At 64.7% G+C, this 24,916-nt stretch carries 24 protein-coding genes and 2 tRNA genes; 10 read left to right on the top strand and 16 right to left on the bottom strand.

Features of this window, described 5'->3' with window-relative positions; all coding sequences use genetic code 11:
• Window positions 1-137: 137 nt before the first annotated feature.
• Window positions 138-680, bottom strand: a complete 543-nt coding sequence (locus BJP32_RS17220) for a hypothetical protein (protein ID WP_143255488.1) — start codon at window positions 678-680, stop codon at window positions 138-140.
• A 262-nt stretch (window positions 681-942) separates the two neighbouring features.
• Between BJP32_RS17220 and BJP32_RS14950 the strand changes: the two genes are divergently transcribed.
• Window positions 943-3,951, top strand: coding sequence for a TonB-dependent siderophore receptor (locus BJP32_RS14950; protein WP_076224662.1), 3,009 nt, complete (start codon window positions 943-945; stop codon window positions 3,949-3,951).
• A gap of 226 nt (window positions 3,952-4,177) precedes the next feature.
• On the opposite strand, the gene BJP32_RS14945 is transcribed toward BJP32_RS14950, so the two are convergent.
• From BJP32_RS14945 to BJP32_RS14935, 3 genes are all read right to left on the bottom strand, one after another.
• Window positions 4,178-4,254 (bottom strand) — tRNA-Asp (locus tag BJP32_RS14945).
• Window positions 4,255-4,358: 104 nt separating this feature from the next.
• Window positions 4,359-4,901: a GNAT family N-acetyltransferase gene (locus tag BJP32_RS14940; RefSeq protein WP_046653914.1), complete on the bottom strand. Its 543-nt coding sequence runs from the start codon at window positions 4,899-4,901 to the stop codon at window positions 4,359-4,361.
• Window positions 4,898-7,075, bottom strand: a complete 2,178-nt coding sequence (locus tag BJP32_RS14935) for a S9 family peptidase (protein WP_046653919.1) — start codon at window positions 7,073-7,075, stop codon at window positions 4,898-4,900. Before BJP32_RS14935 ends, BJP32_RS14940 begins: the two co-directional genes overlap by 4 nt.
• Window positions 7,076-7,147: 72 nt before the next feature.
• On the opposite strand from BJP32_RS14935, the gene BJP32_RS14930 reads away from it, so the two are divergent.
• Entirely contained in the window at window positions 7,148-7,981 is an 834-nt protein-coding gene (locus BJP32_RS14930) for a serine protease (RefSeq protein ID WP_003164798.1), read from the top strand.
• Here the strand turns inward: BJP32_RS14930 and BJP32_RS14925 are convergent.
• Genes BJP32_RS14925 through BJP32_RS14910 form a run of 4 tightly spaced genes read right to left on the bottom strand, consistent with a single transcriptional unit; the run spans window position 7,936 to window position 12,076 of the window.
• Complete coding sequence (locus BJP32_RS14925) at window positions 7,936-8,652, bottom strand: energy transducer TonB (protein WP_046653921.1); 717 nt, start codon at window positions 8,650-8,652, stop codon at window positions 7,936-7,938. The two genes, BJP32_RS14930 and BJP32_RS14925, sit on opposite strands and share 46 nt — an antisense overlap.
• Window positions 8,653-8,667: 15 nt before the next feature.
• Window positions 8,668-9,435: an energy transducer TonB gene (locus tag BJP32_RS14920; protein ID WP_052748082.1), complete on the bottom strand. Its 768-nt coding sequence runs from the start codon at window positions 9,433-9,435 to the stop codon at window positions 8,668-8,670.
• Window positions 9,432-10,256, bottom strand: a complete 825-nt coding sequence (locus BJP32_RS14915; protein ID WP_143255487.1) for an energy transducer TonB — start codon at window positions 10,254-10,256, stop codon at window positions 9,432-9,434. Before BJP32_RS14915 ends, BJP32_RS14920 begins: the two co-directional genes overlap by 4 nt.
• 35 nt (window positions 10,257-10,291) lie before the next feature.
• Entirely contained in the window at window positions 10,292-12,076 is a 1,785-nt protein-coding gene (locus BJP32_RS14910; protein WP_046653922.1) for an acyl-CoA dehydrogenase, read from the bottom strand.
• 137 nt (window positions 12,077-12,213) lie between these two features.
• On the opposite strand from BJP32_RS14910, the gene BJP32_RS14905 reads away from it, so the two are divergent.
• A complete protein-coding gene (locus tag BJP32_RS14905) occupies window positions 12,214-13,152 on the top strand; it encodes an L-threonylcarbamoyladenylate synthase (RefSeq protein WP_046653923.1) in 939 nt (312 codons plus the stop codon).
• On the opposite strand, the gene BJP32_RS14900 is transcribed toward BJP32_RS14905, so the two are convergent.
• From BJP32_RS14900 to BJP32_RS14885, 4 genes are all read right to left on the bottom strand, one after another.
• Window positions 13,149-14,171 carry a patatin-like phospholipase family protein gene (locus tag BJP32_RS14900; protein ID WP_046653925.1) on the bottom strand — a complete coding sequence of 341 codons (1,023 nt, stop codon included), beginning with the start codon at window positions 14,169-14,171 and terminating at the stop codon, window positions 13,149-13,151. The two genes, BJP32_RS14905 and BJP32_RS14900, sit on opposite strands and share 4 nt — an antisense overlap.
• Before the next feature lie 40 nt (window positions 14,172-14,211).
• Window positions 14,212-15,009, bottom strand: coding sequence for a 3-hydroxybutyrate dehydrogenase (locus BJP32_RS14895; RefSeq protein WP_046653927.1), 798 nt, complete (start codon window positions 15,007-15,009; stop codon window positions 14,212-14,214).
• 65 nt (window positions 15,010-15,074) lie between these two features.
• A complete protein-coding gene (gene yaaA / locus BJP32_RS14890; RefSeq protein WP_046654036.1) occupies window positions 15,075-15,848 on the bottom strand; it encodes a peroxide stress protein YaaA in 774 nt (257 codons plus the stop codon).
• Window positions 15,849-15,943: 95 nt separating this feature from the next.
• Window positions 15,944-17,347: an FAD-binding oxidoreductase gene (locus BJP32_RS14885; protein ID WP_046653929.1), complete on the bottom strand. Its 1,404-nt coding sequence runs from the start codon at window positions 17,345-17,347 to the stop codon at window positions 15,944-15,946.
• Window positions 17,348-17,424: 77 nt separating this feature from the next.
• On the opposite strand from BJP32_RS14885, the gene BJP32_RS14880 reads away from it, so the two are divergent.
• The 3 genes from BJP32_RS14880 to BJP32_RS14870 all read left to right on the top strand — a co-directional run bounded on the left by BJP32_RS14880 (window position 17,425) and on the right by BJP32_RS14870 (window position 19,360).
• Entirely contained in the window at window positions 17,425-17,859 is a 435-nt protein-coding gene (locus BJP32_RS14880) for an NUDIX hydrolase (RefSeq protein ID WP_046653930.1), read from the top strand.
• Window positions 17,860-17,929: 70 nt separating this feature from the next.
• Window positions 17,930-18,898, top strand: a complete 969-nt coding sequence (locus BJP32_RS14875) for an SPFH domain-containing protein (RefSeq protein WP_369822425.1) — start codon at window positions 17,930-17,932, stop codon at window positions 18,896-18,898.
• Window positions 18,899-18,901: 3 nt separating this feature from the next.
• Window positions 18,902-19,360 (top strand): NfeD family protein, encoded by a 459-nt coding sequence (locus BJP32_RS14870; RefSeq protein ID WP_003164811.1) that lies wholly within the window; start codon window positions 18,902-18,904, stop codon window positions 19,358-19,360.
• Here BJP32_RS14870 and rnhA read toward each other — a convergent pair.
• Window positions 19,357-19,809, bottom strand: a complete 453-nt coding sequence (rnhA, locus tag BJP32_RS14865) for a ribonuclease HI (RefSeq protein ID WP_003164812.1) — start codon at window positions 19,807-19,809, stop codon at window positions 19,357-19,359. The genes BJP32_RS14870 and rnhA overlap by 4 nt on opposite strands.
• A gap of 113 nt (window positions 19,810-19,922) precedes the next feature.
• Here rnhA and BJP32_RS14860 point away from each other — a divergent pair, with 113 nt between their 5' ends.
• Genes BJP32_RS14860 through tatC form a run of 3 tightly spaced genes read left to right on the top strand, consistent with a single transcriptional unit; the run spans window position 19,923 to window position 21,621 of the window.
• Window positions 19,923-20,138, top strand: coding sequence for a twin-arginine translocase TatA/TatE family subunit (locus tag BJP32_RS14860; protein WP_003164813.1), 216 nt, complete (start codon window positions 19,923-19,925; stop codon window positions 20,136-20,138).
• Window positions 20,139-20,161: 23 nt separating this feature from the next.
• Entirely contained in the window at window positions 20,162-20,737 is a 576-nt protein-coding gene (tatB, locus tag BJP32_RS14855; protein ID WP_046653931.1) for a Sec-independent protein translocase protein TatB, read from the top strand.
• Entirely contained in the window at window positions 20,734-21,621 is an 888-nt protein-coding gene (tatC, locus tag BJP32_RS14850) for a twin-arginine translocase subunit TatC (RefSeq protein ID WP_003164815.1), read from the top strand. The genes tatB and tatC overlap by 4 nt, the downstream gene beginning before the upstream one ends.
• Before the next feature lie 110 nt (window positions 21,622-21,731).
• On the opposite strand, the gene glnA is transcribed toward tatC, so the two are convergent.
• Together glnA and BJP32_RS14840 are read right to left on the bottom strand one after the other, a co-directional pair.
• Window positions 21,732-23,141 (bottom strand): type I glutamate--ammonia ligase, encoded by a 1,410-nt coding sequence (glnA, locus tag BJP32_RS14845; RefSeq protein WP_003164816.1) that lies wholly within the window; start codon window positions 23,139-23,141, stop codon window positions 21,732-21,734.
• Window positions 23,142-23,200: 59 nt separating this feature from the next.
• Window positions 23,201-23,539 carry a P-II family nitrogen regulator gene (locus tag BJP32_RS14840; RefSeq protein WP_046653933.1) on the bottom strand — a complete coding sequence of 113 codons (339 nt, stop codon included), beginning with the start codon at window positions 23,537-23,539 and terminating at the stop codon, window positions 23,201-23,203.
• Window positions 23,540-23,657: 118 nt separating this feature from the next.
• Between BJP32_RS14840 and BJP32_RS14835 the strand changes: the two genes are divergently transcribed.
• Complete coding sequence (locus BJP32_RS14835) at window positions 23,658-24,485, top strand: NAD(P)H-hydrate dehydratase (protein ID WP_076224659.1); 828 nt, start codon at window positions 23,658-23,660, stop codon at window positions 24,483-24,485.
• Window positions 24,486-24,796: 311 nt separating this feature from the next.
• Here the strand turns inward: BJP32_RS14835 and BJP32_RS14825 are convergent.
• Window positions 24,797-24,881 (bottom strand) — tRNA-Leu (locus BJP32_RS14825).
• Window positions 24,882-24,916 lie beyond the last annotated feature (35 nt).

Below are 24,916 nucleotides of genomic sequence, written 5' to 3'. Positions count from 1 at the left end.
GTCCCGGTGGAACCAAGCCTTCGTGATCCGGATGACTGTGGAGTGTCAGTCTCAGCCCTAATGCGGCGCTATGTCGCCAGTATACAGCTTTGCTTGGGGCGAAACTCAGATGTCTGCCGTGGTGCTGAAAAGTGATGTCATTGTCTTCTCACTCTAATGGCGCGGGCGTGGCCCACATTCAGCATATAGCTCCCAAAAGCTGCGCGACGGATCCGCACCTGGGCGCCAGTTTGAGCGCGAAGGTGGGGCGATTCATTGTCGACTTGTCTCCATTCGCTTCCATCTGCGAGTTGAAAAACCCAGCGTCCGCCACTGTCGCGCGTTAGACGTATCAGCGTGGATTCAATCGCTGAAATTTCTTCTTCCTGATCGTTTCCGCCGAAGAAGGGTGGGAAGGCCCCGCTGAAGCCGAAGAGTTTGCGGCGTGCTTCGTGAACCTGTGCGCGATTGATGATGGTCAGCTCTCCGCGTTCATGACTTTGAACTAGGAGGTGTGCTGCGCGATCCATGCACGCAAGGCGAAGCGTGCTTTCGGCGATCAATCTGCAGGCTGTGATTTCAGCGACGGGATCTAGCTGCTCTTGAGGGCGGCCGTGCCCCGTCTCTGGAAAAATGAGCATAAACGTTGCAGCCATACCGCAGATTTTTAGAGCCGAGTTTGCCGATGTGAGGGAGCTCATCGAATGATCCTTCTGGTCAATAATGTGTCTGTTTTCGAAAGTTTATGTTCGTGAGATAAATTGGCGTGGCGATTTTGCGACATTGATAGGGCGGAGTTGTTGTGAAGCGGTAATAATTCTAGAATTCGCGTCATTGCGGCGGTTATGAAAGTTCCAGTCATTCGTTCCGAATCTCCTGAACGGGGGGAGGAGTGAAGCGGCCGCGCGGGCAGATGGCGGGAATGCGTCGTTGGGGGCCTAGCGCAACACAGGAGGATTTATCTTGAAGATCCAGATGAAACGTGAGCGGCTGCTTGCGTCCACGATGATAGCTGGTGCGGCGCTGATTGGTTTCGCAGCGCCTGCGGCGGCGCAGAATACGAGCAGTGAAGAGCAGGCGAGCCAGGTTTCAGACGTTGTCGTCACCGGTTCGCGTATCCGTGTGCGGGACACGACGGGCAGCAGTCCGATCGTGACGGTCGGCGCTGAGCAACTGGAGGAGATCGGCACTGCGACGATTGAAACCTACCTGAATGCGTTGCCGCAGTTGTCGCCCAGCCTGACCAAGACGAACAACAACCCGTCTTCGGGCGGCGCGGCGTTCCTTGACCTGCGTCAACTCGGCACTTCGCGTGGCCTGACCCTCGTCAATGGCCGTCGTTTGGTTCCGGGTTCCGCGAGCGGCGCCGTGGACATTTCCATTCTACCATCCGGCTTGATGGACCGTGTCGAGATCATCACCGGCGGCGCTTCGGCCGTGTACGGCGCCGACGCTGTTTCGGGTGTAGTCAACTTCCTGCTGAAGGATGACTTCGAGGGAGCTCAGGTTTCGGCTCAGTACGGCATCTCGCAAGAGAATGACGGCAAGGAAGTCCAGTACAACCTGGTTCTTGGCGGCCCGTTCGCCGACGGTCGAGGTCACTTGACCTTTGCCGCCTCGCACAACACGCGTGATGGCATCCCGCAGACCGCTCGCGAAATCTCTCGCACGGCTCAATATTGCTATAATGACGGTTCTTGCGTTCCCGACGGTTCGGGTACGACGGGTGATGGCACCTTCTCGATCTCGCCGTCCGCGACCGCCGCACAACTGGCTACGTATCAGAGCTATTTCGCGGCGCGTGGCCTGACGGATCCTGACCTCATCTATGCGGGTCAGCGTCTGGGCTTTAACCCGGATGGTTCGCTGTTTATCGCCGGCACCGGGGATGGGACGTTCGGTTACACGGGACCGAACACCGGCGGCTGGAATCCGGATGAGATGTTCCTCTACGACTTCAACCCGGTGAACCTGCTGCAGTCGCCGTATGAGCGTACTAACTTCTACACGCAGATGAAGTATGATCTGACAGATCGTATTCAATTCTACGGTGATGCGCTGTTCAGCACCTACAACAGCAGTAACCAGCTGGCTGAATCGCCCGCAGGCTTCTCGATCCCGGTCGCTACGACCACGACTTTGAGTCCTGAAGTCAGGGCGCTTCTGACCAGCGCAGGCGTGACGACGTTTGCACTGGCGCGTCGTACGAACGAACTGGGGCCGCGTACCTACAACTACGACACCACCGCCTATCAGGCGACGGGCGGCTTCCGCGGTAATCTCCCGCCGATCTACGGCAAGGAGTGGGCCTATGATGTCTATGCGTCGTACGGCAAGTATCGGAACACGCAAGAATACGTTGGCTTCCCTGAGGCGAACCGCATTCGTGCTGCACTGGCCGGTTGCCCGACGGGCTCGCCGACGGGACCGGTTGGTCGTCTGGGAACGCCTACGACCTGTGTGCCGTTGAACCCGTTCGGCGCCAACAACATCACGCCCGATCAGGCTGACTATATTGCCGCCAAGGGTCAGGTGGGCGTGACGGAAATCGAACAGAAGAACGTCGTGGCCTCCATCACTGGCGATCTGTTCACTCTGCCTGCCGGGCCTGTAAGCTTCGCGTTCGGCGGCGAGTATCGTGACATCGCCTATGACGACCTGCCGCCGGAAGGCGTGCAGACGGGCACTCTGCTGGGCGGCAACTCGGCTGGTCCGGTTCAGGGCGGCTATGATGTCTGGGAAGTCTTCGGCGAGTTGCGAGTGCCGATCCTGGCTGAACAGCCCTTCGCCCATTACCTGGGTCTGGAAGGCGGTTACCGCTGGTCGGACTACTCAATCGGGCAGGCGACTGAGACCTGGAAGTACGGTGGTGAATGGGCCCCTGTCGACTGGATGCGTTTCCGTGCCTTGCAACAGCGTGCTGTGCGTGCTCCGTCGGTAGGCGAACTGTTCAGCACGCGGGCTGAAGGCTATCCGGGCGTTACCACTGGCAACCTCGATCCCTGCGATAAGGATAGTGCGGCTCGTACGGGAGCCAACGCATCTCAGGTCCTGGCGCTCTGCCAGACTCAGTCCTCGCAGATCACGGCGACCTGGGACTCCGTTGGTACTCAGTATCGTACCTTCTCTGGTGGTAATCAGAACCTGAACCCTGAGACGGCTGACTCTACCACGATCGGTGTCGTCTTCCGCGCGCCGTCTTCGGTTCCGAGCTGGGCTTCCAGTCTAACGGCTACGATTGACTACTTCGATATCCAGATCGACGATGTTATCAGCTCGATCGGTTTCTCGACATCGCTGTCGCGTTGCTTTAACGCCGATTTCAACCCGACGTTCAGCAACTCGAACGTCTACTGCCAGAACCTGAATCGTGATGCCGATACGGGCTATCTGACGAACACGGGACTGAACGGCTTCATCACCGCCACCAACGCCAACCTGGCCACGTTCAAGGCCTCGGGTGTCGACATGGCGCTTAACTACAGCATCACGCCGGCTGACTACGGTGCGCCGTCCTGGCTGGGACGCCTTGGCTTCTCGACCCAGGGCACCTGGTACGAGAACCAGCAGTTCCAGTCCGACGCCGCTAGCCCGATGAGCGACAGCTTCGTTGGCGGTATCGGTGACGGCACGCCGGGTGAAACCACGCTGCCGGAGTGGAAGTTCAACACGCGCTTCTCGTGGGCGTATGAAGACTTCTCGGCTTCGCTGCGCTGGACGTATATCAGCAGCGTTGTCGATGATGCTGCTGATGTGGCTGCGGGCGATATCGGCAAGATCGACGCCTACAGCTACTTCTACCTGAACGCATCTTGGGCAGTGAACGACACGCTGGAGCTCTTCGGCGGGGTTGATAACCTGTTCGATAAGGATCCGCCGCGCTATGCGAGCGGTTTCCAGTATCAGACCGACCCGTCGACCTACGACGTCATCGGTCGTTACTTCTACGTCGGTGCTCGCGCCCGTTTCTAGGGTGCGTTCAGCGTAATACTGAGGGCGGCGGGTCTCATGGACCCGCCGCTTTTTTTGTCAAAGCGTTGGCGCTGAAACGAGGCTAGACGTGCATCGCCCTGGAAGTGACGCGAGTGCCGTGCGGTTTCAGCAGACAGGTAAGCAGGGCAAGAATCTACTGATCCTCACCTGACAATGACTCGTTTTTGAGAATGTGGCGCGCCACTCCCTCATTTCTGAGAAGGAGTGGCGCGAGTGACGGGGCTCGAACCCGCGACCTCCGGCGTGACAGGCCGGCACTCTAACCAACTGAGCTACACCCGCGTTTCTCCCCCCCGCGAGGAGGAGAGGAGGGGCGAATACGGTTCGTCGCGCTTTCGGTCAAGCGCATTGTGGCGCTTTTGCTAAAAAATCTGCGAATTCAGACTCTAGCGACCGCAATCCAGGCCTTCGGCGTCGGGCGAAGCCGCGCCGCCGAGGCCGAGCGCCTTCTGCATGAAGACCACGTCGCGCCAGCCGTCGAACTTCCACCCGGCGTCGCGGAAGGCGCCGACGTGGGCGAAGCCCGCCGCTTCGTGCAGGGCGATGGAGCCGGTGTTGGCGCTGTCGCCGATCACCGCCACCATCTGACGCATTCCCAGGGCCTCGCAGGCCCTAAGCAGGGCGTCCAGCAGTGTCTTGCCGACGCCCCGTCCGCGAAACGCTTCGGCGACGTAGATCGAGTCCTCGACCATGAAGCGATAGGCCGCGCGCAGGCGATAAGGCGCAGCATAGGCGTAGCCCGCGACCGCTCCGTCGATTTCGGCGACCAGAACCGGCAGACCTAGGGCTGCGGGTGCGGCTAAGCGCGCTCGCATTTCATCAGCACTGGGGACGTCCAGTTCGAACGTCCCCGTGCCGTTCAGCACGCTGTCGGCGTAGATGTCCGTTACGGCCGCCAGGTCGGCTTCCGCGAACGGCCGGACGATCACGCCTTTTCCCAGCCCTTCTCGACCGCCCAGACGGCGAAGGCGTAGTCGTGGGCGATGTCCTTCAGATAGTCGAAGCGGCCCGACGAGGCGAAGTGACCCGCCTCCATGTTGATCTTCAAGAGCACCGGCTTGCCCGAGGTCGAGGCCGGACGCAGCTTGGCCACCCACTTCTCCGGCTCCCAATAGGTGACGCGCGGATCGGACAGGCCGCCGGTCGCCAGCAGGGCCGGGTAGGGCTTGACCTCGATCTGATCGTAGGGGCTGTAGCTCAGCATGTAGTCGTAGGCGGCTGCATCCTCGAGCGGATTGCCCCATTCAGGCCATTCCGGCGGGGTCAGGGGCAGGCTGGTGTCGCTCATGGTGTTGATGACGTCGACGAAGGGCACGCCGCCGATCACGCCCGCCCACAGGTCCGGCCGCATATTGGTGACGGCGCCCATCAGGAGGCCGCCCGCGGATCGGCCTTCGGCGACGATGTTTCCGGCCTTGGTGTAGTTTTGCGCGATCAGGTGGTCAGCGGCCGCGATGAAATCGGTGAAGGTGTTCTTCTTGGTGAAGCGCCGGGCGGTCAGGAACCAGTTCCAGCCCTTGTCCGAGCCGCCGCGGATGTGGGCGATGGCGTAGATGAAGCCGCGATCGACCAGCGACAGCCGGTTGGTCGCGAAACTGGCCGCCATCGGGATGCCGTAGGAGCCGTAGCCGTATAGCAGCAGCGGCGCCGAGCCGTCGACCGGCGTGTCCTTGCGGCGCAGGACCGTCACTGGCACCAGTTCGCCGTCAGAGGCCGGGGCGTTCAGCCGTTCGACCACATAGTCCGCCGGATTGTGGCCCGAGGGGATTTCCTGAACCTTGCGCAGGGTGCGTTCCCGCGTTTTCAGATCGTAGTCATAGGTGGACGTCGGCGTGGACGGCGAGTTGTAGCCATAGCGCATGACTGTGGTGTCGAACTCCGACGCGCCGCCCAGCGACAGGGCGTAGGCGGGCTCGTCCACGGCGATCTCATGCTCGGCGCCGGCGCGATCACGGATGACGATCTTGGTGTTAGCGTCGGCGCGTTCCTGGCGACCCAGATAGTCCTTCACCAAGGCTACGCCCTCGATGAAGCGACCGGGCGTGTGCGGGATCAGATCCTTCCAGTTTGCCTTGCCCGGCGAGGCGGTCGGCGCCTCCATGACCTTGAAGTCGACAGCGTCGTCGGCGTTGGTGCGGATCACCCAGCGGTCGCCCCAGTGGTCCAGGTCATACAGGCGACCGACGTGGCGCGGCTCGGCTACTACGGGCGCGGCCGTGGGGGTGGCGGCCGGGATGATGCGGCTTTCCGACGTTTCCTGGTTGCCGATGGAGATGACGATGAAGGCGTCGTCGGCGGTGCGGCCGACGCCCTGGAACATGCCTTCGTCAGTTTCTTCATTGACCAGCGTGGTTTCGCCGCCGCGCGCCGGGCGACGGAAGATCTTGTCCGGGCGGCCGTTGTCGTCGCGGTTGGTCCAGAAGATCCACTGGCTATCGGGCGAGAAGGTGAAGTTGGCGCTGGCCGATTCGATCGGGTTGGGCAGCACCTCGCCGGTGGCCAGATCCTTCACATAGATCTTGTAGACTTCGGACCCCTGGGCGTCCTCGGCATAGCCGAACAGGGCGTGGTCGGGGCTGTGTTCGGTCGCCGAGACTTCCGAATAGGCCTTGCCCTCGGCCAGCTTGTTGCAGTCCAGCAGGATGATCTCGCCATCCTTTTTCCCGCGTGGGCGGCGGCAATAGAGCGGATGCTGGTCGCCGGTGTTATAGCGGACGTAGTATTGCCACGGCCCGTCGGCGGCGGGGACGGAGCTGTCGTCCTCCTTGATACGGCCCTTCATCTCCTCGAACATCTGCGCCTGCAGCGGCAGGGTGGAGGCCATCATGGCCTCGCGATAGGTGTTCTCGGCGGTCAGATGCTCCTTGACGTCGGCCTTGATCAGCGAGGGGTCGCGCAGCACGGCCTGCCAGTTGTCGTCCTTCATCCACTGATAGTCGTCGACGCGGACGCGGCCCAACTGTTCAATGCGGACGGGAACCTTCTTGGCGACGGGCGGCGTGGGTTTTGACATCGAGGCTCCGGTACTCTGGCGGGCAAGGGCGGGGGAGGCGGCGACCACGCCGACGGCGGCGGTCGAGGCGATCAGTTCACGGCGGTTCATGGCGTGGGCTTCCCCCTGAATATGATTTGAGCTGGACCTTGTGCCCGGCGACGCTCGGCGTCAAATGGCGGCATGATCATTCAGGATCTTCCGCCCGAACAACCCGCTGTCGTCGCCGCTCCGCCGCCCGAATGGGATCTGACGGTCGGCGTGATCAACGCCACTGTGCAATTGGATCAAGCCATCAGCGACGGCCAGAGGAAGGTCGGCACAGGTTTCCTCATCGCCGCGCCTCGGCCCGACGGCGCGCCGCGGGTGGTGCTGGTGACGGCGCGGCACGTGCTGGACGTCATGCCGGGCAATGAGGCGCGGATCGGCTGGCGCACGGCCGAGGCGGACGGCGCCTGGAAATTCACGCCGGAAAACCTGACGATCCGCGACGCGGACGGCGCGCCGTTGTGGACCGCGCATCCAGAGCGTGACGTGGCGGTGATGGAGATCACGGCGCCGCCCGCCTTCGCCCAGGCGGCGATTCCCGCCGGATGGCTGGCTGACGCCGAGGCCTTTGATCGCTGGCGTATGGGGCCGGGGGATGAACTTTTGGCGCTGGGCTATCCGCATGGGCTGTCGGCCAACCGGGCGGGCTTTCCCATCCTGCGGCTGGGGCGGATCAGCTCCTGGCCGCTGACGCCGATTCGGCACTTCCCGATCTTCCTGCTGGATTTCGTGGTGGCTCAGGGGAACTCCGGAGGGCCGGTCTTCTGGACTCCGGCGGCGCGCCGCGTGCCGGGAGCGCCGGTTCCCGACCATCCCTTTATCGCCGGTGTGCTGGTGCAGGAGGTTCAGAGCGGCGGACAGGGTATTGACCTGGGCGTCGTGGCCCACGCCGACTATGTACGCGAGACCATCGCCTTGCTGGATCAGTCGACCGCTACGCCCGAAACGCAGTCGAACGCCGCGCAGTAGCGGCGGCGCATTTCGTTTCTGATCGGGGCCGGGTCTTCCGGGCTGGCCCGGGTGACCTGAGCGTACCAGACGTCCCAGCCGATCGGTTTTTTGGTCGGCAGATAGTCCACGCCGTGCAGCGCCAGGACGCGAGCGACCCCTGCGGCGTGCCAGGCTTTCTCAGCTTCAAGGTCGGGATATAGCTCGGCCATCCAGCCGCGCAGAAGCGCCGCCTTTTCGGCCGGCATCTCGTTGACCTTCCAATCCCGGATCGAGCGTTCGGCCGCAGAGCGGCTGCCGCCATAGAAGCTGTCGGTAAAGGCCTGGGCGGCCTGGATATGTTCTGGGCCTGGTTCGGGGCCCTCCCACGGTTGGCGCAGCGGTTCGTCGTCTTCGTCTAGGATGTCGAAGGGCAGTTCGATGCTGAAAGGGACGCCCGCAAGCTGGGCGACGCGCCCTCGGAACACGATCGCCAGGGCGGCCTGCTGAAAGCCCGCATCGGCCGGCTTTGCCGACATGGCCGCGCACCGGGACAGGGCGCCGTCTTCATTATTGACGCACTCGAGCGTGACGTTTCCGTTGATCCGCAAGTCCCTGGCCAGGGCTGGGTAGTCGGAACGTTTCACATCCGGCGGAGTCTCCCAATGTGCAGGTTCGACCAGCAGAGCCAAGGTCGCCAGAAGCGTAATCATGCGGGGAACTCCGGACTATTCAGGGGTGGCGACGGTTTCGGCCGTCGGCCCGCAATCGTAACGGGCGCAAAAACGGCGACGCAGTTCGATCATCGGTTCGCGAGGATGGAGATCGCGACTGGCCTCGTTCAACTGTGGAACCCAGGATTCAGTCCAGTCATCCGGCTGTTTGGGCGGCATGGCGTCCAGCCCGCGCACGGCCAAGACGCGCGCCGCGGCCAGAGCCCGTCGCTGACGTTCCGTCTCCAGGTTTCCGAACAGCTCGGCGATCCAGCCTTCGGTCGTCCGGCGCATCTCGGGCGGCATCTGATCCAGCCGCCAGTGGCGTCGCAGGCGGGCGACCGGTTCGACGCTGCGTCGGGCGTAGCGACGGCCGCTTTCCAACTGTGCGGCGTTGGGCGTCGGGCCGGACCAGGGTGACGGCGGTGCGTCGCTGAATGGCGAGCTATTGAACGGCACGCGCGCCTTGAACACGCGCTCTTCGGGCGAAATGTCGGGCGCGGCCGGCGTCAATCGCGCCCGCTGGATCACGCGAACGGCCGCCTCGGCGAATCCCAGCCCATCGGGCCTTGCGCGCATGGCGGTGCAGGCGCTGGGCAGGCCTTCGGCCGTCGCCAGACAGTTCACTTCGGCCCAGCCGCTGATGTTCATGGCGGCGGCGAACGGCGGAAAGTCGTCTGGCGTCGGCGTAGGGCGTGTGAGCCAGGCGACAGGGGGATCGTGCGGTTGTTCGGCTTGGGAGGAAGCCCCGAGGATGGTCGCCAGAGTGAGCGCCAGGATCATTTCCTTGCGTCTCCGCAGTCATAGGCTGCACAGTAGCGGCGCTTCATTTCGGCGTCGATGGCCGTGAAGTCCGGCTCTCCGTAAGCCGCGCGAGCTTCAGCTTCGGTGATCTGAGGCGCTTCTGTTCCCAGAACGAAACGATCCATGGCTTCCTTGGCCCATAGTCGAGCCATGCCGAGGGCCAAGGCCTCAGCCAGTTCCGCATCGGGTGGAAACAGCTCTGTGGCCCATGCCTGGACGGCCGTTCGACGGCTTTCCGGCAATTCATCCAGCCCCAGACGCTCGGCGACAGACGGGATGCCGACGGCTTCGATGACTTCTAGGGCGTTGGCGAGTTGGGGAGCCGAAGGCTCCGGTCCGGTCCAGGGCGTTGTGGGAGGCGGGGCCGCGTCTTCTGGTTCTTCGAAATCGGCGGTGAAAGGCAAGCGAACCACGAACTTGGCCGGTGTCGCCACGCCGTTTACGCGGCGCGGCGTCAGACGATGGCGAAGGATGATGCGTTTGGCTGCATCGCCGAAACCCAGCCCTGTCGGCCGCTCGTCCTTGACCAGGCAGTTTTCGGGGCTGCCTTGGGGAGTGACCATGCACTCCAGGCTGACAGAGCCGTTCACGCCCAGATAGGCGGCGAAGATGGGGTAGTCGTCGCCATCGACTTGGGGTGGAACAACCCAGGCCGGATTTTCGACGACGACGGGGAGCCGCTTAGGTCGGGCTTTGTCTTCGGCAAAGGCGGTCGCGCCTGACCCGACAATGATCGTGCCCAGGACTGCCGCGCCGACTGTTCGATTCATACGAAAACGCCTCCCGCGCCTAGGTGGCACAGGAGGCGCTTTACGCTCAAGTCATAGAACGGCGATCAACCCGCCAGGGCTTCGGCGCTCATGCGTTGCAGCAGGTCGCCGCCCTGTCCGACAGCGGCCAAGCGGCTGGAGACGTGGCCCAGAACGTTGGCGGCGTAGACTTCATAGAGATCCAGCTTGCCCTGCAGCCACACGGCGTCGCCGTCATTGGCGTCCAGCTTCGCCTTGGCGGCAAGAGCGCCCTTGGCCAGCATCCAGCCGCCGACCACGTCGCCCATCAGTTTCAGATAGGCATCGGCGCCCGCCAGAACGTCGGCGGCGCGGGCCGGGTCCGACTTGGCGTCCAGCAGCCACAGGGTGGCGTCCTCGACCGCCTCGATAGCTGTGGCGAAACGCTCGACAGGCTTGCCGGCATAGAGGCGGTCGATCTGGGCCAGCGTCGCCTTCATCTCGGCGATCAGGGCCTTGGCCGACTCGCCGCCGTCCATCGACAGCTTGCGGCCCACCAGATCCATCGCCTGAATGCCGTTTGTGCCTTCATAGATCGGGGTGATGCGGGCGTCGCGATAGTATTGGGCCGCGCCGGTTTCCTCGATGAAGCCCATGCCGCCGTGGACCTGAACGCCCAGCGAAGCGACCTCGCAGCCGACGTCGGTGGACCAGGCCTTGGCGATCGGGGTGAACAGGTCTTCGCGGCCCTTCCAGACCTTGCGCTCTTCCTCGGTGGCGGCGTGGCGAGCCAGGTCGGCGGCGACGCCGGTCGACAGGCAGATGGCGCGCGCGGCGGCGACCTTGGCCTTCATCACCGACAGCATCCGGCGCACGTCGGGGTGGTCGAAGATCGGGGCGTCCTTCTGGCCGGTCCAGACGCTGCGGCCCTGACGGCGTTCCAGCGCATAGGCCAGGGCGTGCTGATAGGCGCGTTCGGCGATGCCCACGCCTTCGACGCCGACGGCCAGGCGGGCGGCGTTCATCATGACGAACATATGGGCCAGGCCCTGGTTCGGCTGTCCGACCAGTTCGGCGCGGGCGCCCTCATAGCTCATGACGCAGGTGGGCGAGGCGTGGATGCCCAGCTTGTGTTCGACGCCGACCGGGCGGAAGGCGTTGCGTTCGCCCAACGAACCGTCGGCGTTGACGGCGAACTTGGGCGTCAGGAACAGGCTGATGCCCTTGGGCCCCGCAGGCGCGTCGGGCAGGCGGGCCAGCACCAGATGGACGATATTGTCCGTGGCGTCGTGGTCGCCCCAGGTGATGAAGATCTTCTGGCCGGTCAGGGCGTAGGTTCCGTCGCCGTTGGGAACCGCCGTCGCCGTCAGGGCGCCCAGGTCGGACCCCGCGTGCGGTTCGGTCAGCACCATGGCGCCGGTCCATTCGCCGCTGACCAGCTTGGGCAGATAGGTGGCCTTCTGGTGTTCGTTGCCGACCTGCTCCAGCGCCTCGATGGAGGCCAGCGACAGCATGGGGCACAGGCCGAAGGCCATGTTGGCGGCGTGGACGGTCTCATAGGCCGCCAGTTCCAGCGCCTTGGGCAGGGCCTGTCCGCCGGCCTCGACCGAGGCGGTCAGGCTGGTCCAGCCGCCCGCCGCGAACTGTTGATAGGCGTCGGCGAATCCGGGCGCGGCCGTCACGGCGCCGTTGGCGTATTTGGCGCCCGCCAGATCGCCGGGGCGGTTCAGCGGCGCCAGCACCTCTTCGGAAAACTGACCGGCGGCGTCCAGCACGGCCGAGGCGACGTCGGCGTCATAATCGGGAAAGGCGCCGGTCGCCGCCACCTGGCCGATCCCGGCCACGGCGTCGAGGGCGAAGGCGATGTCACGGACGGGGGCGCGGTAGCTCATCGGTTATCCTCAGAAAGACGTTGCGCTTCTGTCGGCCGCCACGTCGCCGGGCGCAAGCCTGCTTGGACTTTGGTCGAGATTCCGCGCACTGTACGCGCCTGTTTGAACGGCTGACGCCGCGTAAGGAAAGGCCGACCGTGCCCGCCGACCGACCCGCTAGAGGCGACAGCCCCGAAATCGCCGCCGAGGCGTTGAAAACGGGGCGTTTGGTCATCCTGCCGACCGAGACGGTCTATGGTCTGGCGGCCGACGCCTCCAACCCGCAAGCGGTGGCGCGAATCTTCGAGGCCAAGGGTCGGCCGCGCTTCAATCCCCTGATCGCTCATGTCGCCAACGCCGTGGACGCCGAGGCGATCGCCGTGTTCGACGCCCAGGCGCGCGCGCTGGCCGAGGCCTTCTGGCCGGGGCCGTTGACCATTGTGGCCCCGGTGCGCGATCGCGAGCGGGTGTGTGATCTGGCGCGGGCGGGGCTGGACAGCGTGGCCGTGCGCGTGCCGGGCCATCCGCGCGCGCGGGCGGTCATCGGGGCCTTTGGCGGGCCGGTTGTCGCGCCGTCGGCCAACCGTTCGGGGCGGCCCAGCCCGACGACCTTCACCGACGCTATGGAAGAGACGGGTCATGCCGTGGGCGCCGCCGTCGATGGCGGCCCCTGCGCTGTGGGGGTGGAAAGCACCGTCGTCTCGGTGCTGGACGGTCAGGTCGCCCTGCTGCGTCCCGGTTCCGTCACGCGCGAAGAGATCGAGGCGGTCGCCGGGCCGCTGGCCGAAAGCGGGCAGGGGCACCGTTCGCCTGGCCGTCTGGCCCTGCATTATGCGCCCGACGCTCCGGTCCGGATCGAGGCGGACGGGGCGAGGGACGGCGAAATCCTGCTGGGTTTCGGCGCGGGCGTCGGCGATCCGCGCTGGAGCCTCAGCCCGAGCGGCGACCTGCGTGAGGCGGCGGCCAATCTGTTCCGCTTGCTGCGTGAGGCGGATCGCTCAAAGCCTTCGGGGATCGCGGTGTCGCCCATTCCGGCCAAGGGGCTGGGCGAGGCGATCAACGACCGCCTGCGTCGCGCGGCGGGCTTCGTCGGCTAGAGGAACCGCGCCTTTACATCCACGCTTGACGCCTTGCCGACCTTGGGCAGGCAGGTCTCAAGCCAGGTGTCGGCCGCTGTCCGGCCGTGCTGTTTCAACTCGTTCAGATAGCTCCACTCCGTGTCGAATTTGGAGTGAAGCGACTGGCCTCCCAGCCATTCGTCGGCCTCGATGACGTGGATGCGGATGCCGCGTCGACGGTCTTCGCCGGGCTTCAGCTTGCCCTCGGCGATCAGGTCCTGAACGAAGGCGACGGCCCTCAGTTCGGCGACCAGCGGGGCGTTGAAGACGATCTCGTTCAGCCGGTCGTTGATGTCGCCCACCTCGCGCGGGGTCTCGTCACGCTGGAACGGGTTGAGCGGCAGCAGCAGGATGTCGTCCGGCGTGTCCGTATAGAACAGCGGCCATAACGCGGGGTTGGCCAGATAGCCGCCATCCCAATAGGGTTCGCCCTCGATCTCGACCGCCTGAAACAGTTGGGGCAGGCAGGCTGAGGCCAGCAGCACCTCAGGCGCCATTTCCTCGGACTTGAAGATGCGCGAACGGCCCGCACGCACCGCCGTCGTCGAGACGAACATCTGGATGGATGAGGCGCGCAGGGCCTCGAAATCCACTGCCGTCTCCAGCACCCGGCGCAGCGGGTTCAGGTTGAACGGGTTGAAGGAATAGGGGCTCATCGACAGGGCCAGCGTCTGCCCCGCCTGCCACATCGGCGTGCCCTTCAACCAGTCGGGCGTCAGGGCGCGGGACCAGACGGCGCTATCGCCGAAGACGTTGCGCCCGCCGGACTGGTTCACCTCGCGCCACAGGGTGTCCAGCGCCTCGCGCCCGCCTTCGGCTCCACCGCGTTCCAGTCCGGTGATCAGGGCGGCGGCGTTCATCGCTCCGGCCGAGGCGGCTGTGGCCGCGCGCACGTCCAACACATCGGCCTCAAGCAGCCGGTCCAGCACGCCCCATTGAAAGGCGCCGTGCGCTCCGCCGCCCTGCAGGGCCAGACAGACAGGTTTGCGTTTCGCCATCAGCCTCTCCGTCTTTCGGCCCGCGCGGGCGCCATCGAGGCTATTGCGCGGTCCAGCCGCCGTCGACGGAGAAGTGGGCGCCGTTGGCCGAGGCGCCGAGATCCGACGCCAGATAGAGGAAGATGCCCGCCAGTTCGTCGGTCGTGACGAAGCGCTTGGTCGGCTGGGAGCCGAGAATGACGTTCTTCATCACGTCTTCCTCACTCATGTTGCGGGTGCGGGCCTGATCCTGAATCTGCTTGGCGACGATCGGCGTCTCGACGAAGCCGGGGCAGATGGCGTTGCAGGTGATGTTCTCCTGCGCCAGTTCCAGCGCCACCGTCTTGGTGAAGCCGATCACGCCGTGCTTGGCGGCGACATAGGCGGACTTGAACGGGCTGGCGACCAGGCCGTGCGCCGAGGCGACGTTGATGATCCGGCCGCGCCCCTGGGCCTTCATGATCGGGATAGCCGCCTTGGTCGCGTAGAAAGTCGAGGACAGGTTGATGGCGATGATCTTTTCCCACGCATCGGCGGGGAAGTTCTCGACCGCTTCGACGTGCTGGATGCCGGCGTTGTTGACCAGGATGTCGAGGCGGCCCAGCTCGCGCTGCGCCGTGGCGATCATGTCCTCGATCTGATCCGGCTGGGTCATGTCCGCGGGGTGATAAAGGACGCGCACGCCGGTTTCGGCAGCCAGGTTCGCGCGCGTCGTCTCGATGGCCTCGGCGTCGCCCAGGCCGTTCAGCATCACGTCGCCGCCGCATAGGGCCACGGCCCGCGCAAACGCCAGACCGATACCCGAGGTCGAGCCGGTGACGACCGCGACGCGGCCCTTGAGATCGTTCATCGCGAACATGACAGAAAGAACCCGTGGAAGATGTTGCTGCAACGCAACCTAACCGCAGTCGTTCAATCTGGCGATCAGGAATTTCCTTCCCTGATGAATATCCAGTCCGTGTCCGTCGAAAGACTCTTGTCGAAGCGATAGCCGTCACGATCGAAGGCTTTCAGATCCTCGACCTTCTCTAGCCTATTCTCGATGGCGAAGCGGGCCATGCCGCCGCGGGCCTTCTTGGCGTAGAAGGAGATGATGCGGGCCTCGCCGTCCTTCTTCTCCTTGAAGTGGGGGGTCACGACCGGCAGCTTCAACGCCCGCGCATCGACCGCGCCGAAATATTCGTGGCTGGCCAGGTTCACCAACGTCTGCTCGGCCAGTTTTCCGGCGTCTTCGTTCAGGCGCAGCGAAATCCGCTCGCCCCAGAAGTCGTACAGGGTGGAGCCGCGCTTGGTCTTCAGGCGGATGCCCATTTCCAGCCGATAGGGCTGAATCGCATCCAGCGGCCGCAGCAGACCATAGAAGCCAGACAGGATGCGCAGGTGATCCTGCGCCCAGTTCAGGTCGTCGACCGACAGTGTGCGCGCCGACAAGCCGTCATAGACATCGCCGGCGAAGGCGAAGACGGCCTGGAGCGCGCCTTCCGACGCATCGTTGTCGAAGGCCTGAAAGCGCTGATAGTTCAACTCGGCCAGGGCGTCGGAAATGGACATCAAGCGGCGTAGGTCCGCACGGCTGAGTTCGCGCGTCACCTTGGCCAGTTCGGCGGTCTCATCGGCGCATCGCCTCGGCGTTACGGGGGCGTCGATGGCGGGCGGATTGAAGTCCAGCTTTTTGGCCGGGGACAGGACGATCAACAAGACGATCGACTCCGTATGCGTCTCAAGAGCGGGCCTCATAGGCCGCTTCCACGAGGTTTTGAACCGCGAGAAACGTCACATACGGTCGCAAGCCCTCAAAAAAGAACCGCTGGATTCATGATCCGCTGCGGATCGATGGCCCGACGGATCGCCTGCATCGTGGCGACCTCAAGCGGTGATTTATAGCGACGGGCCTCGTCGGTTTTCAGCCGCCCCAGCCCGTGTTCAGCCGAAATCGAGCCGTCATAGCGAGCGACCACATCGTGGATGACCTCGGACCCTTCCATCCAGCGCGCGATGAAGGCGGCCACGTCCTCACCCACGCCGGGGATCACATCATAGTGAAGATTGCCGTCGCCGACGTGGCCGAAGACCGACACCCGGCAGCCGGGATGGAATTTTTCAACCGCCGCCGTCGCCTCGTCGATGAAGTCCGCGATTCGCGAGACGGGAACCGAGATGTCGTGTTTCCATCCGCCGCCTTCGGGCTTGAGGGCGGCCGAATGCTCTTCGCGCAGACGCCAGAATTCAGCCTTCTGGGCATCGTTCTGGGCGATGGCGGCGTCGACGATCAGGCCTTCCTCGAAGGCGGCGGTCAGCAGGCGCTCCATCGCCGCCTCGGCGCCGTCCGGCTCGCCCGAGGCCAGCTCGATCAGCACATACCAGGGCGGCGTGGTTTCCAGCGGTTCGCGCGTGTCGGGGATGTTCTTCAGCACCAGACTCATGCCAAGCCGCTTCATCAACTCGAAGGCCTCGACCCCGCCGCCGGTCTCGGCCTTGGCGCGGGCCAGCAGCACGACCGCGTCGTGGTGGCTCTCCAGCCCGACGATGGCCGTGGCGCGGCTGCGCATGATGGGAAACAGCTTCAGCGTCGCGGCCGTGACGACGCCCAGCGTGCCTTCGGCGCCGATGAACATCTGCTTCAGGTCATAGCCAGTGTTGTCCTTGCGCAGCCGCTTCAGGCCGTTGAACACCTGACCATCGGGCATGACCGCTTCGATGCCCAGCACCAGATCGCGCATCATGCCGTAGCGCAGGACGGCGGTGCCCCCCGCATTGGTCGAGATGACGCCGCCGATGGTGGCCGACCCCTCGGCCGCGAGGCTGAGGGGGAAGAAGCGGCCCTTCTCCTTGGCCAGTTCCTGCGCCTCCAGCAGGGTCACGCCCGCCTCGACCGTCATGGCGTCGTCCAGCGGCGTCACGTCGCGCACGGTCCGCAGCTTGCGCGTGGACAGCAGCACCTCGCCGTAAGGGATCTGGCCGCCGACCAGGCCCGTGCCGCCGCCTTGCGTCACTATGGCTGTGCCGTGACGGGCGCAGATCTCGACGGCGCGGGCGACTTCTTGGGTCGTGCGCGGTTGCAGCAGCAGCGGCGTCTCGCCGGTCCAGCGGCCGCGCCACTCAGTCAGCCACGGCGCCATCTCGGCGGCGTCTTGCGTCCAGGCGCCGGGCAGGGCGGCCTTGAGTTCAGCGAGGGATTCTGGCGTCGGGAGGGTCATATCGGCCTTGTGGCAAAAGGCGGCCCGTGGTGGAAGCGCAAAACCATGCCTTCTGGCGGTCAATTTGGGGGCAAAACATGATTCCGACACCGGCCGTGGGCGTGGTGTGCCTCAAAGGCGACGAAGTGCTGCTGATCCGTCGCGGCACGCCGCCGCGCGTGGGCGAATGGAGCCTGCCCGGCGGCCGCTTGGAGCCAGGCGAGCGCCTGGCCGCCGCCGCTCTTCGCGAACTGCGAGAGGAAACCGGCGTCGAGGCGGATCTGATCGGCCTGATCGATGTTGTGGATGGGCTGTTTCCAGAGGCGGGGCGACATTATGTCCTGATCGACTACGCCGCGCGTTGGACGTCGGGCGTGGTCGTTGCGGGCGATGACGCCGCCGATGCAGGCTTTTTCCCGCTCGAGACGGCCCTGACCATGGTCGACTGGGAAGAGACGCGACGCATCATTCGTATGGCGCGGCGAATGGCTGACGCGGATGTCATGTTGACGGAACCGGATTCTGTGGCGTGACGCACCCTGGGCGGCTAAGCTCTTTCTCCAACCGGAGGGCCTAATGAATTTTTCGCTGATTTTCTTTGTGATGTTCGCAGTCTTTGCGATCATCTTCCTGTTCAGCGTGATCAAGATCGTGCCGCAAGGCCGTGAATTCACGGTGGAACGGTTCGGTAAATACACCAAGACCCTGACGCCAGGCATCCATATCCTGACCCCGTTCGTCGAGCGCATCGGCCGCCGCATGAACATGATGGAGCAGGTGTTGGACGTGCCGACCCAGGAGGTCATCACCCGCGACAACGCCATGGTGAAGGTCGACGGCATCGTCTTCATTCAGGTGATGGACGCGGCCAAGGCGGCCTATCGCGTCGACGACTTGACCTACGCCATCGCCCAACTGTGCATGACCAATCTGCGGACCGTGGTCGGCTCAATGGAGCTGGACGAGGTGCTGAGCCAGCGCGACAGCATCAACACCCGCCTGCTGCACGTTATCGACGCCGCGACCGAGCCGTGGGGCATCAAGGCCAACCGCATCGAGATCAAGGATCTGACGCCGCCGGTGGACATCACCAACGCCATGGCCCGTCAGATGAAGGCCGAGCGCGAGCGCCGCGCCGTCATCACCGAGGCGGACGGCGAGAAGCAGGCCGCCATCGCCCGCGCCGAGGGCGCCAAGCAGGCGGCGATTCTGGAAGCCGAAGGCCGCAAGGAAGCAGCCTTCCGCGACGCCGAGGCCCGCGAACGTGAAGCCGAGGCTGAAGCCAAGGCCACCGCCATGGTGTCGGAGGCGATCGCCCGCGGCGACGTCAACGCCATCAACTACTTCGTGGCCCAGAAGTATGTGGAGGCCTTCGCCGAGCTGGCCCGTAGCCCGCAGCAGAAGACGGTCATCGTGCCGTCGGAAATGGGTGCCCTGGTCGGCACTATTGCGGGCGTCGGCGAACTGGTCGGCTTGGCCAAGGAACAGCAGCAGGTCCGCACGGACGCGCGTCAGGCCGCGCCGCGCGCCGCGCCGCGTCGTTCGAGCGGCGCCGTGCCGACGACGGAGTAGGGCATGGACTGGTTCGTCTCCCTCTACGCCTCGCAGCCGTTCTGGTTGTGGCTGGCGATCGGCGTCGTCCTGTTGGGCATAGAGGCGGCGGCTTCGACCGAGTGGCTGTTGTGGCCGGCGGTGTCGGCGGGGCTGACGGCCCTGCTGTCCGCCCTGGCACCGCAGCTGGGTCTGCCGGTCGAGATCGGCGTCTTCGCGGCGCTGACGGTGGCCTCAACCGTCCTGTCGCGTCGTCTGATCAAGCGGGTGAACCCCAAGGATCAGCCCGACATCAATGATCGCGACATCCGTCTGGTCGGCGAGCGCGCTCGGGTGGTCGAGGCCTTTGTCGGCGGGCGCGGCCGGGTCTTCGTATCGGGATCGGAATGGCCGGCCGAGATCGAAGGCGCTTCGCCCCTGGCGGGCGAGAGCGTCATCATCGAATCGGTGTCGGGGCCTCTGCTGAAGGTGCGGGCGCTCTAGCGTCCGCGCATTTCCGCCACGCCGCGATTGGCCAGGCCGTCGGCGCGTTCGTTCAGGGCGTGGCCGGCGTGGCCTTTCACCCAGTGCCATTTGACCTCGTGGCGGTTGCGGGCCTCGTCCAGGCGCCGCCACAGGTCTTCATTCTTGACCGGCTTCTTGTCGGCGGTCTTCCAACCGCGCGCTTTCCAGCCGCGAATCCATTCGGTCACGCCCTGCATGACGTATTTGCTGTCGGTGTGCAGATCGACGCGGCAGGGACGCTTCAACGCCTCCAACGCCATGATCGCGGCCATCAACTCCATGCGGTTGTTGGTCGTCAGGGACTCGCCGCCCCAGAGTTCTTTCTCGTGACCTCCGCCGGTTTGCAGGATCGCCCCCCAGCCGCCGGGGCCGGGATTGCCCTTGCAGGCGCCGTCGGTGTGGATGATGACGTGATCGTTGAGACTCATGGCCGCGATGCGTACAGCGTCCCTTGGCGCGTCGCCATCACTCAGCCTATATGACGCACAACAATCAGTCGGTGGGGCCGCGTCTCGGTGAGTCCCCTTGAGGAGGTATCGCCATGGGCTCCATGAGCATCTGGCATTGGGCCATCGTCGTCGTCGTCGTGCTGGTCCTGTTCGGCGGTCGCGGCAAGCTGTCGGGCATCATGGGCGACGCCGCCAAGGGCATTCGCGCCTTCAAGGATGGTCTGAAGGACGACACGGGCGCCAAGGACAAGGAAGCTCCGGGCGCCTTGCCGCGCACGGACGCCGAAAAAGAAGAACTGAACCGCTGATCCTCGCCGGAAGACGCTGAATCATGGGTGGTCTTGGCCCCGGAATCGGCGGGTTCGAAATCCTTGTCATCGGTCTGGTGGCCCTGCTTGTCGTGGGGCCTAAGGACTTGCCCATGCTCATGCGCCGGGTCGGCCAGTTCGTCGGCAAGGCGCGCGGCATGGCCAATGAGTTTCGCGCCAGCTTCGACGAAATGGCGCGCCAGTCCGAGCTGGACGACCTTCGCAAGGAGGTCGAGGCGTTGCGGTCGGGGCAGGGGATGTACGCCCTGGGCGCCGAGGCGGACGAAGCCTTCAAGGACATTCGCAAGGAGCTGGAGGCGCCAATCGAAGCGCCGGCCGTCCCTGCGCCCGCCGTGCCGGTCGCGGACGAGGCCCCTCAGCCAGTGGCCACGGGCGTCGATGAATGGCCGGATACTGCTTCGGACGCCGTTGCGCCTGAACCTGCGCCCAAACCCGTCGCCAAGCCGCGCGCCAAGAAGGCGGCCGCCGCCCCTGCCGACGGCGCCAAGACCAAGGCGCGCAAGCCGGCCGCCAAGCCTGGGCTGAAAGCTGACGCCGCTCGTCCCAAGGTCACGCGCACCAAGAAGGTTGATCTATGAGTCGCGCTGAACACGACGAAGCCGAGATCGAGGCTTCCCGCGCGCCCCTGATGGATCACCTGATCGAGTTGCGTTCGCGGCTGATGATCTGCGTGGTCGCCTTTGTCATCGCTTTCATCGGCTGTTTCGCCTTTTCCGAGACCCTCTATCTGTTCCTGGTGAAGCCCTATGTGGTCTCGGCCGCCTTCCACCAGACGGTAGGGGCTCACGGCCATGTGTCGCCGTTCAGTCTGATCCTGGGCACGGCCGGGTTGATCCCCGTGCCGGATGTGGATCACAACAGCGTAAAGCTGATCTACACCGCGCCGCTGGAGATCCTGTTCACCAAGATGAAGCTGGCGGGGCTGGGCGCCGTCATTGTGGCCTTTCCGGTGCTGGCTTGGCAGCTGTACCGCTTCGTCGCGCCGGGCCTGTATCGCAACGAGAAGGGCGCCTTCCTGCCCTTCCTGATCGCCGCGCCGGTGCTGTTCCTGCTGGGCGCGGCGCTGGTCTATTACGTCATGCTGCCGTTCGTGATGTGGTTCTCGCTGAGCCAGCAGATCATCGGCGAGGGCGTGGCGGCCGAACTTCTGCCTAAGGTGTCGGACTATCTGAACCTGGTCACGGCGTTGATCCTGGCCTTCGGCCTGTGCTTCCAGTTGCCGGTCGTGATGACCCTGCTGGGGCTGGCGGGCCTGATCAACAGTCAGATGATGGCTAAGGGGCGTCGCTACGCCATTGTCGCCGTGGTCGTGGTCGCCGCTGTGGTCACGCCGCCCGATCCGATCAGCCAGCTGATGTTGGCTGTGCCGATGGTCCTGCTCTACGAGGTCTCCATCTGGTGCGTCCGCATCATCGAACTGCGCCGCAAGAAGGCTGATGCCGCTGACGGGCTGGCGGCCTGACGGTTTCGGAGCAGCGCTCCTGGGCGGCTCTTTCTGATCGACAAGGCGACACGAAAAAAGCCCCGGACGGCGAACCGTCCGGGGCTTCTTGTTTCGGACTGATCCGGGGATCAGCAGCTGTAGTACATGTCGAACTCGACCGGGTGCGGGTGCAGTTGCAGCCGGGCGACCTCTTCCTGCTTCAGCGTGATGTAGGCGTCGATGAAGTCGTCATCCATGACGCCGCCCTTCTTGAGGAAGGCGCGGTCGGCGTCGAGCGCCTCAAGGGCTTCCTTCAGCGAACCGGCGACTTCCGGGATCGAATGACGCTCTTCCGGCGGCAGGTCGTACAGGTTCTTGTCGGCGGCCGCGCCCGGATCGATGCGGTTCTCGATGCCGTCCAGGCCCGCCATCAGCAGGGCCACGAAAGTCAGATAGGGATTGCCCATCGGGTCGGGGAAGCGGGCTTCCAGGCGCTTGGCCTTGGGCGAGGTGACGTGCGGGATGCGGATCGAGGCCGAGCGGTTGCTAGCCGAGTAGGCCAGCTTCACCGGCGCCTCATAGCCCGGCACTAGCCGCTTGTAGGAGTTGGTGGTCGAGTTGGCGAAGGCGTTGATGGCCTTGGCGTGCTTGATGACGCCGCCGATGTACCACAGGCATTCCTGCGACAGGCCGGCGTACTGGTCGCCGGCGAACTGGGGCTTGCCGTCCTTCCAGATCGACATGTGGACGTGCATGCCCGAGCCGTTGTCGCCGAACATCGGCTTGGCCATGAAGGTCGCCGACTTGCCATAGGCGTGGGCGACGTTGTGGATCACGTACTTATACAGCTGCATCCGGTCGGCCATGGTCAGCAGGTCGCTGAACTTCAGGCCCAGCTCGTGCTGAGCCGGGGCGACTTCGTGGTGGTGCTTCTCGGGGTCAAGGCCGAGATCCCGCATGACCGCCAGCATCTCGCCGCGCAGATCCTGGCCGGAATCGACCGGGTTGACCGGGAAGTAGCCGCCCTTGGTCGACGGACGGTGGCCCAGGTTGCCCTCGGCGTATTCGGCGCCCGTGTTGGCCGGCAGCTCGCTGGAGTCGAAGCTGTAGCGGGTGTCGTGCGGCGCGGTGTTCCAGCGCACGTCGTCGAAGACGAAGAACTCGGCTTCCGGGCCGAAGAAGACGGTGTCGCCCACGCCCGACGACTGGACATAGGCCAGGGCCTTCTTGGCCATGGAGCGGCTGTCGCGGTTGTAAGGCTCGGCCGTGTCCGGGTTCAGCACGTCGCAGAACAGGAACAGGGTCGTCTGCTGATAGAACGGGTCGATATAGGCGCTCGACAGGTCCGGCTTCAGCAGCATGTCGGACTCATTGATGGCTTTCCAGCCCGCGATCGACGAGCCGTCGAACATGGTGCCTTCTTCCAGAAAGTCCTCGTCCACCATGCCGATGTCGAAGGTCACGTGGTGGACGCGGCCGCGCGTGTCGGTGAAGCGAAGGTCGACGTACTGGACGTCCTTGTCCTTGATCTCTTGCAGGATCTTGTTGGCGGCGCTCATGGGGGGAGGTCCTGTAGCTGGGGAATTGAAATCGGCCGCCCCGAGAGGCGGCCGTCAGACTAGATGGCTTGGGCGCCGGTTTCGCCCGTGCGGATGCGGATGACGTCTTCGAGGGTGGTGATGAAGATCTTGCCGTCCCCGATCTTGCCGGTGCGGGCGGCGTTCTGAATCGTCTCGACCACGGCAGGGGCCAGGTCATCCGCCACCACGACCTCGATCTTGATCTTGGGCAGGAAGTCGATGACGTACTCGGCGCCGCGATAGAGTTCCGAATGGCCCTTCTGGCGGCCATATCCCTTGGCCTCCAGCACGGTCATGCCCTGCACTCCGATGTCCTGGAGAGCGTCTTTCACTTCATCCAGCTTGAACGGCTTGATGACGGCTTCAATCTTCTTCATGGCGGATCCCGAGCCGGCTCCTTTGTTGGTCCGACGCTCGGGTGGTAAAGGGACATTGCATTGCACAATATGGCAAGCGATTTTCGTCCGTTGAGGCCATCCGTGAACGGAAATCCACATGAAGTCGCATAACGACCCGGGCGAATGGCGTGATCGCCTGCCTTGGCCTGCCACTGAGACCCACAAGCACATGCGCGGCCGTCTGGGCGTGGTGTCGGGCGGCGCGCTGTCGACCGGCGCGGCGCGGCTGGCGGCGCGGGCCGGGCTGCGAGGCGGCGCTGGGCTGGTGAAGGTCTTCTGCCCGCCGGACGCCGCCGTGGTTCTGGCGCCCAGCCTGGAGGCTGTGATGCTGGCCGCCTTCACCGGGGCGGAGCAGCTTCAGGCCCTGGCGGAGCCGATGGACGCCGTTGTCATGGGGCCTGCGGCGGGATTGACCGACGCCACGGCGCACAACCTGATGGCTCTGGCGCGGACGGGGGCGGCCCTGATCGTGGATGCGGACGCCCTGACCCTGTTTCAGGACCGACCTCAGGAGCTGTTCGCCCTGCTGGATCGCGACGACGTCCTGACCCCGCATGAGGGAGAGTTTGAACGTCTGTTCCCGGGGCTTTTGGCCGCGGCGGGACGTGAGGCGGCGGCGATGGAGGCCGCGCGTCGCGCGGGGGCCGTCGTGGTGCTGAAAGGGGCCGCAACCGTCATTGCGGCCCATGACGGGCGCTGCACGGTCAGCACGCATGGCTCCCCCTGGTTGGCGACGGCGGGCAGCGGCGATGTTTTGGCAGGCCTGATCGGCGCCCTTGTCGCCCAGCATATGGATAGCTTCGACGCCGCCTGCGCGGCGGCGTGGATGCATGGCGATGCGGCGCGGCGTTTCGGGCCTGGGTTGATCTCCGAGGACTTGCCCGACTTGATCCCGGTCGTCCTGCGCGGATTGGCTGAAATCTGAGCGACAGGGGTCGGAGCGCGCGTTCTAGCTGGACAATAGCCAGCACCGCCTGCATGACGTCGGTATGCAAAAACGGCGGTCTTCAAAGCTCAAGGCGCTAGGGCTGATCGCCCTGGTCATCGTGTCGCCGTTAGCTGCGGCCATGGCGGCCTTTGCGTTTTCGAATTGGCATTCGGGCGTTTTCGGCGGCGCGTTCGCCGTCGCCGGGCTGACGACAGGATTTCTGATGCGCCTGCCGCGCGTCCAGGCGGCGGTGCGTCTTCTTCTGCCTCAGCCGGTAGAGTGAGACGTCGTTTTTCAGGAGAGGACCATGGTGCGGATGAGAGGACTCGAACCTCCACGCCTCGCGGCGCCAGAACCTAAATCTGGTGCGTCTACCAGTTCCGCCACATCCGCATAGGTTCGCTTGAGGCTGTAGGCGAGGGCGGTGA

The sequence above is a fragment of the Brevundimonas sp. ZS04 genome, from assembly GCF_001956865.1.
GTDB classification, from domain to species: Bacteria; Pseudomonadota; Alphaproteobacteria; order Caulobacterales; family Caulobacteraceae; genus Brevundimonas; species Brevundimonas diminuta.
This window is presented reverse-complemented; position numbering and strand designations above follow the sequence as displayed.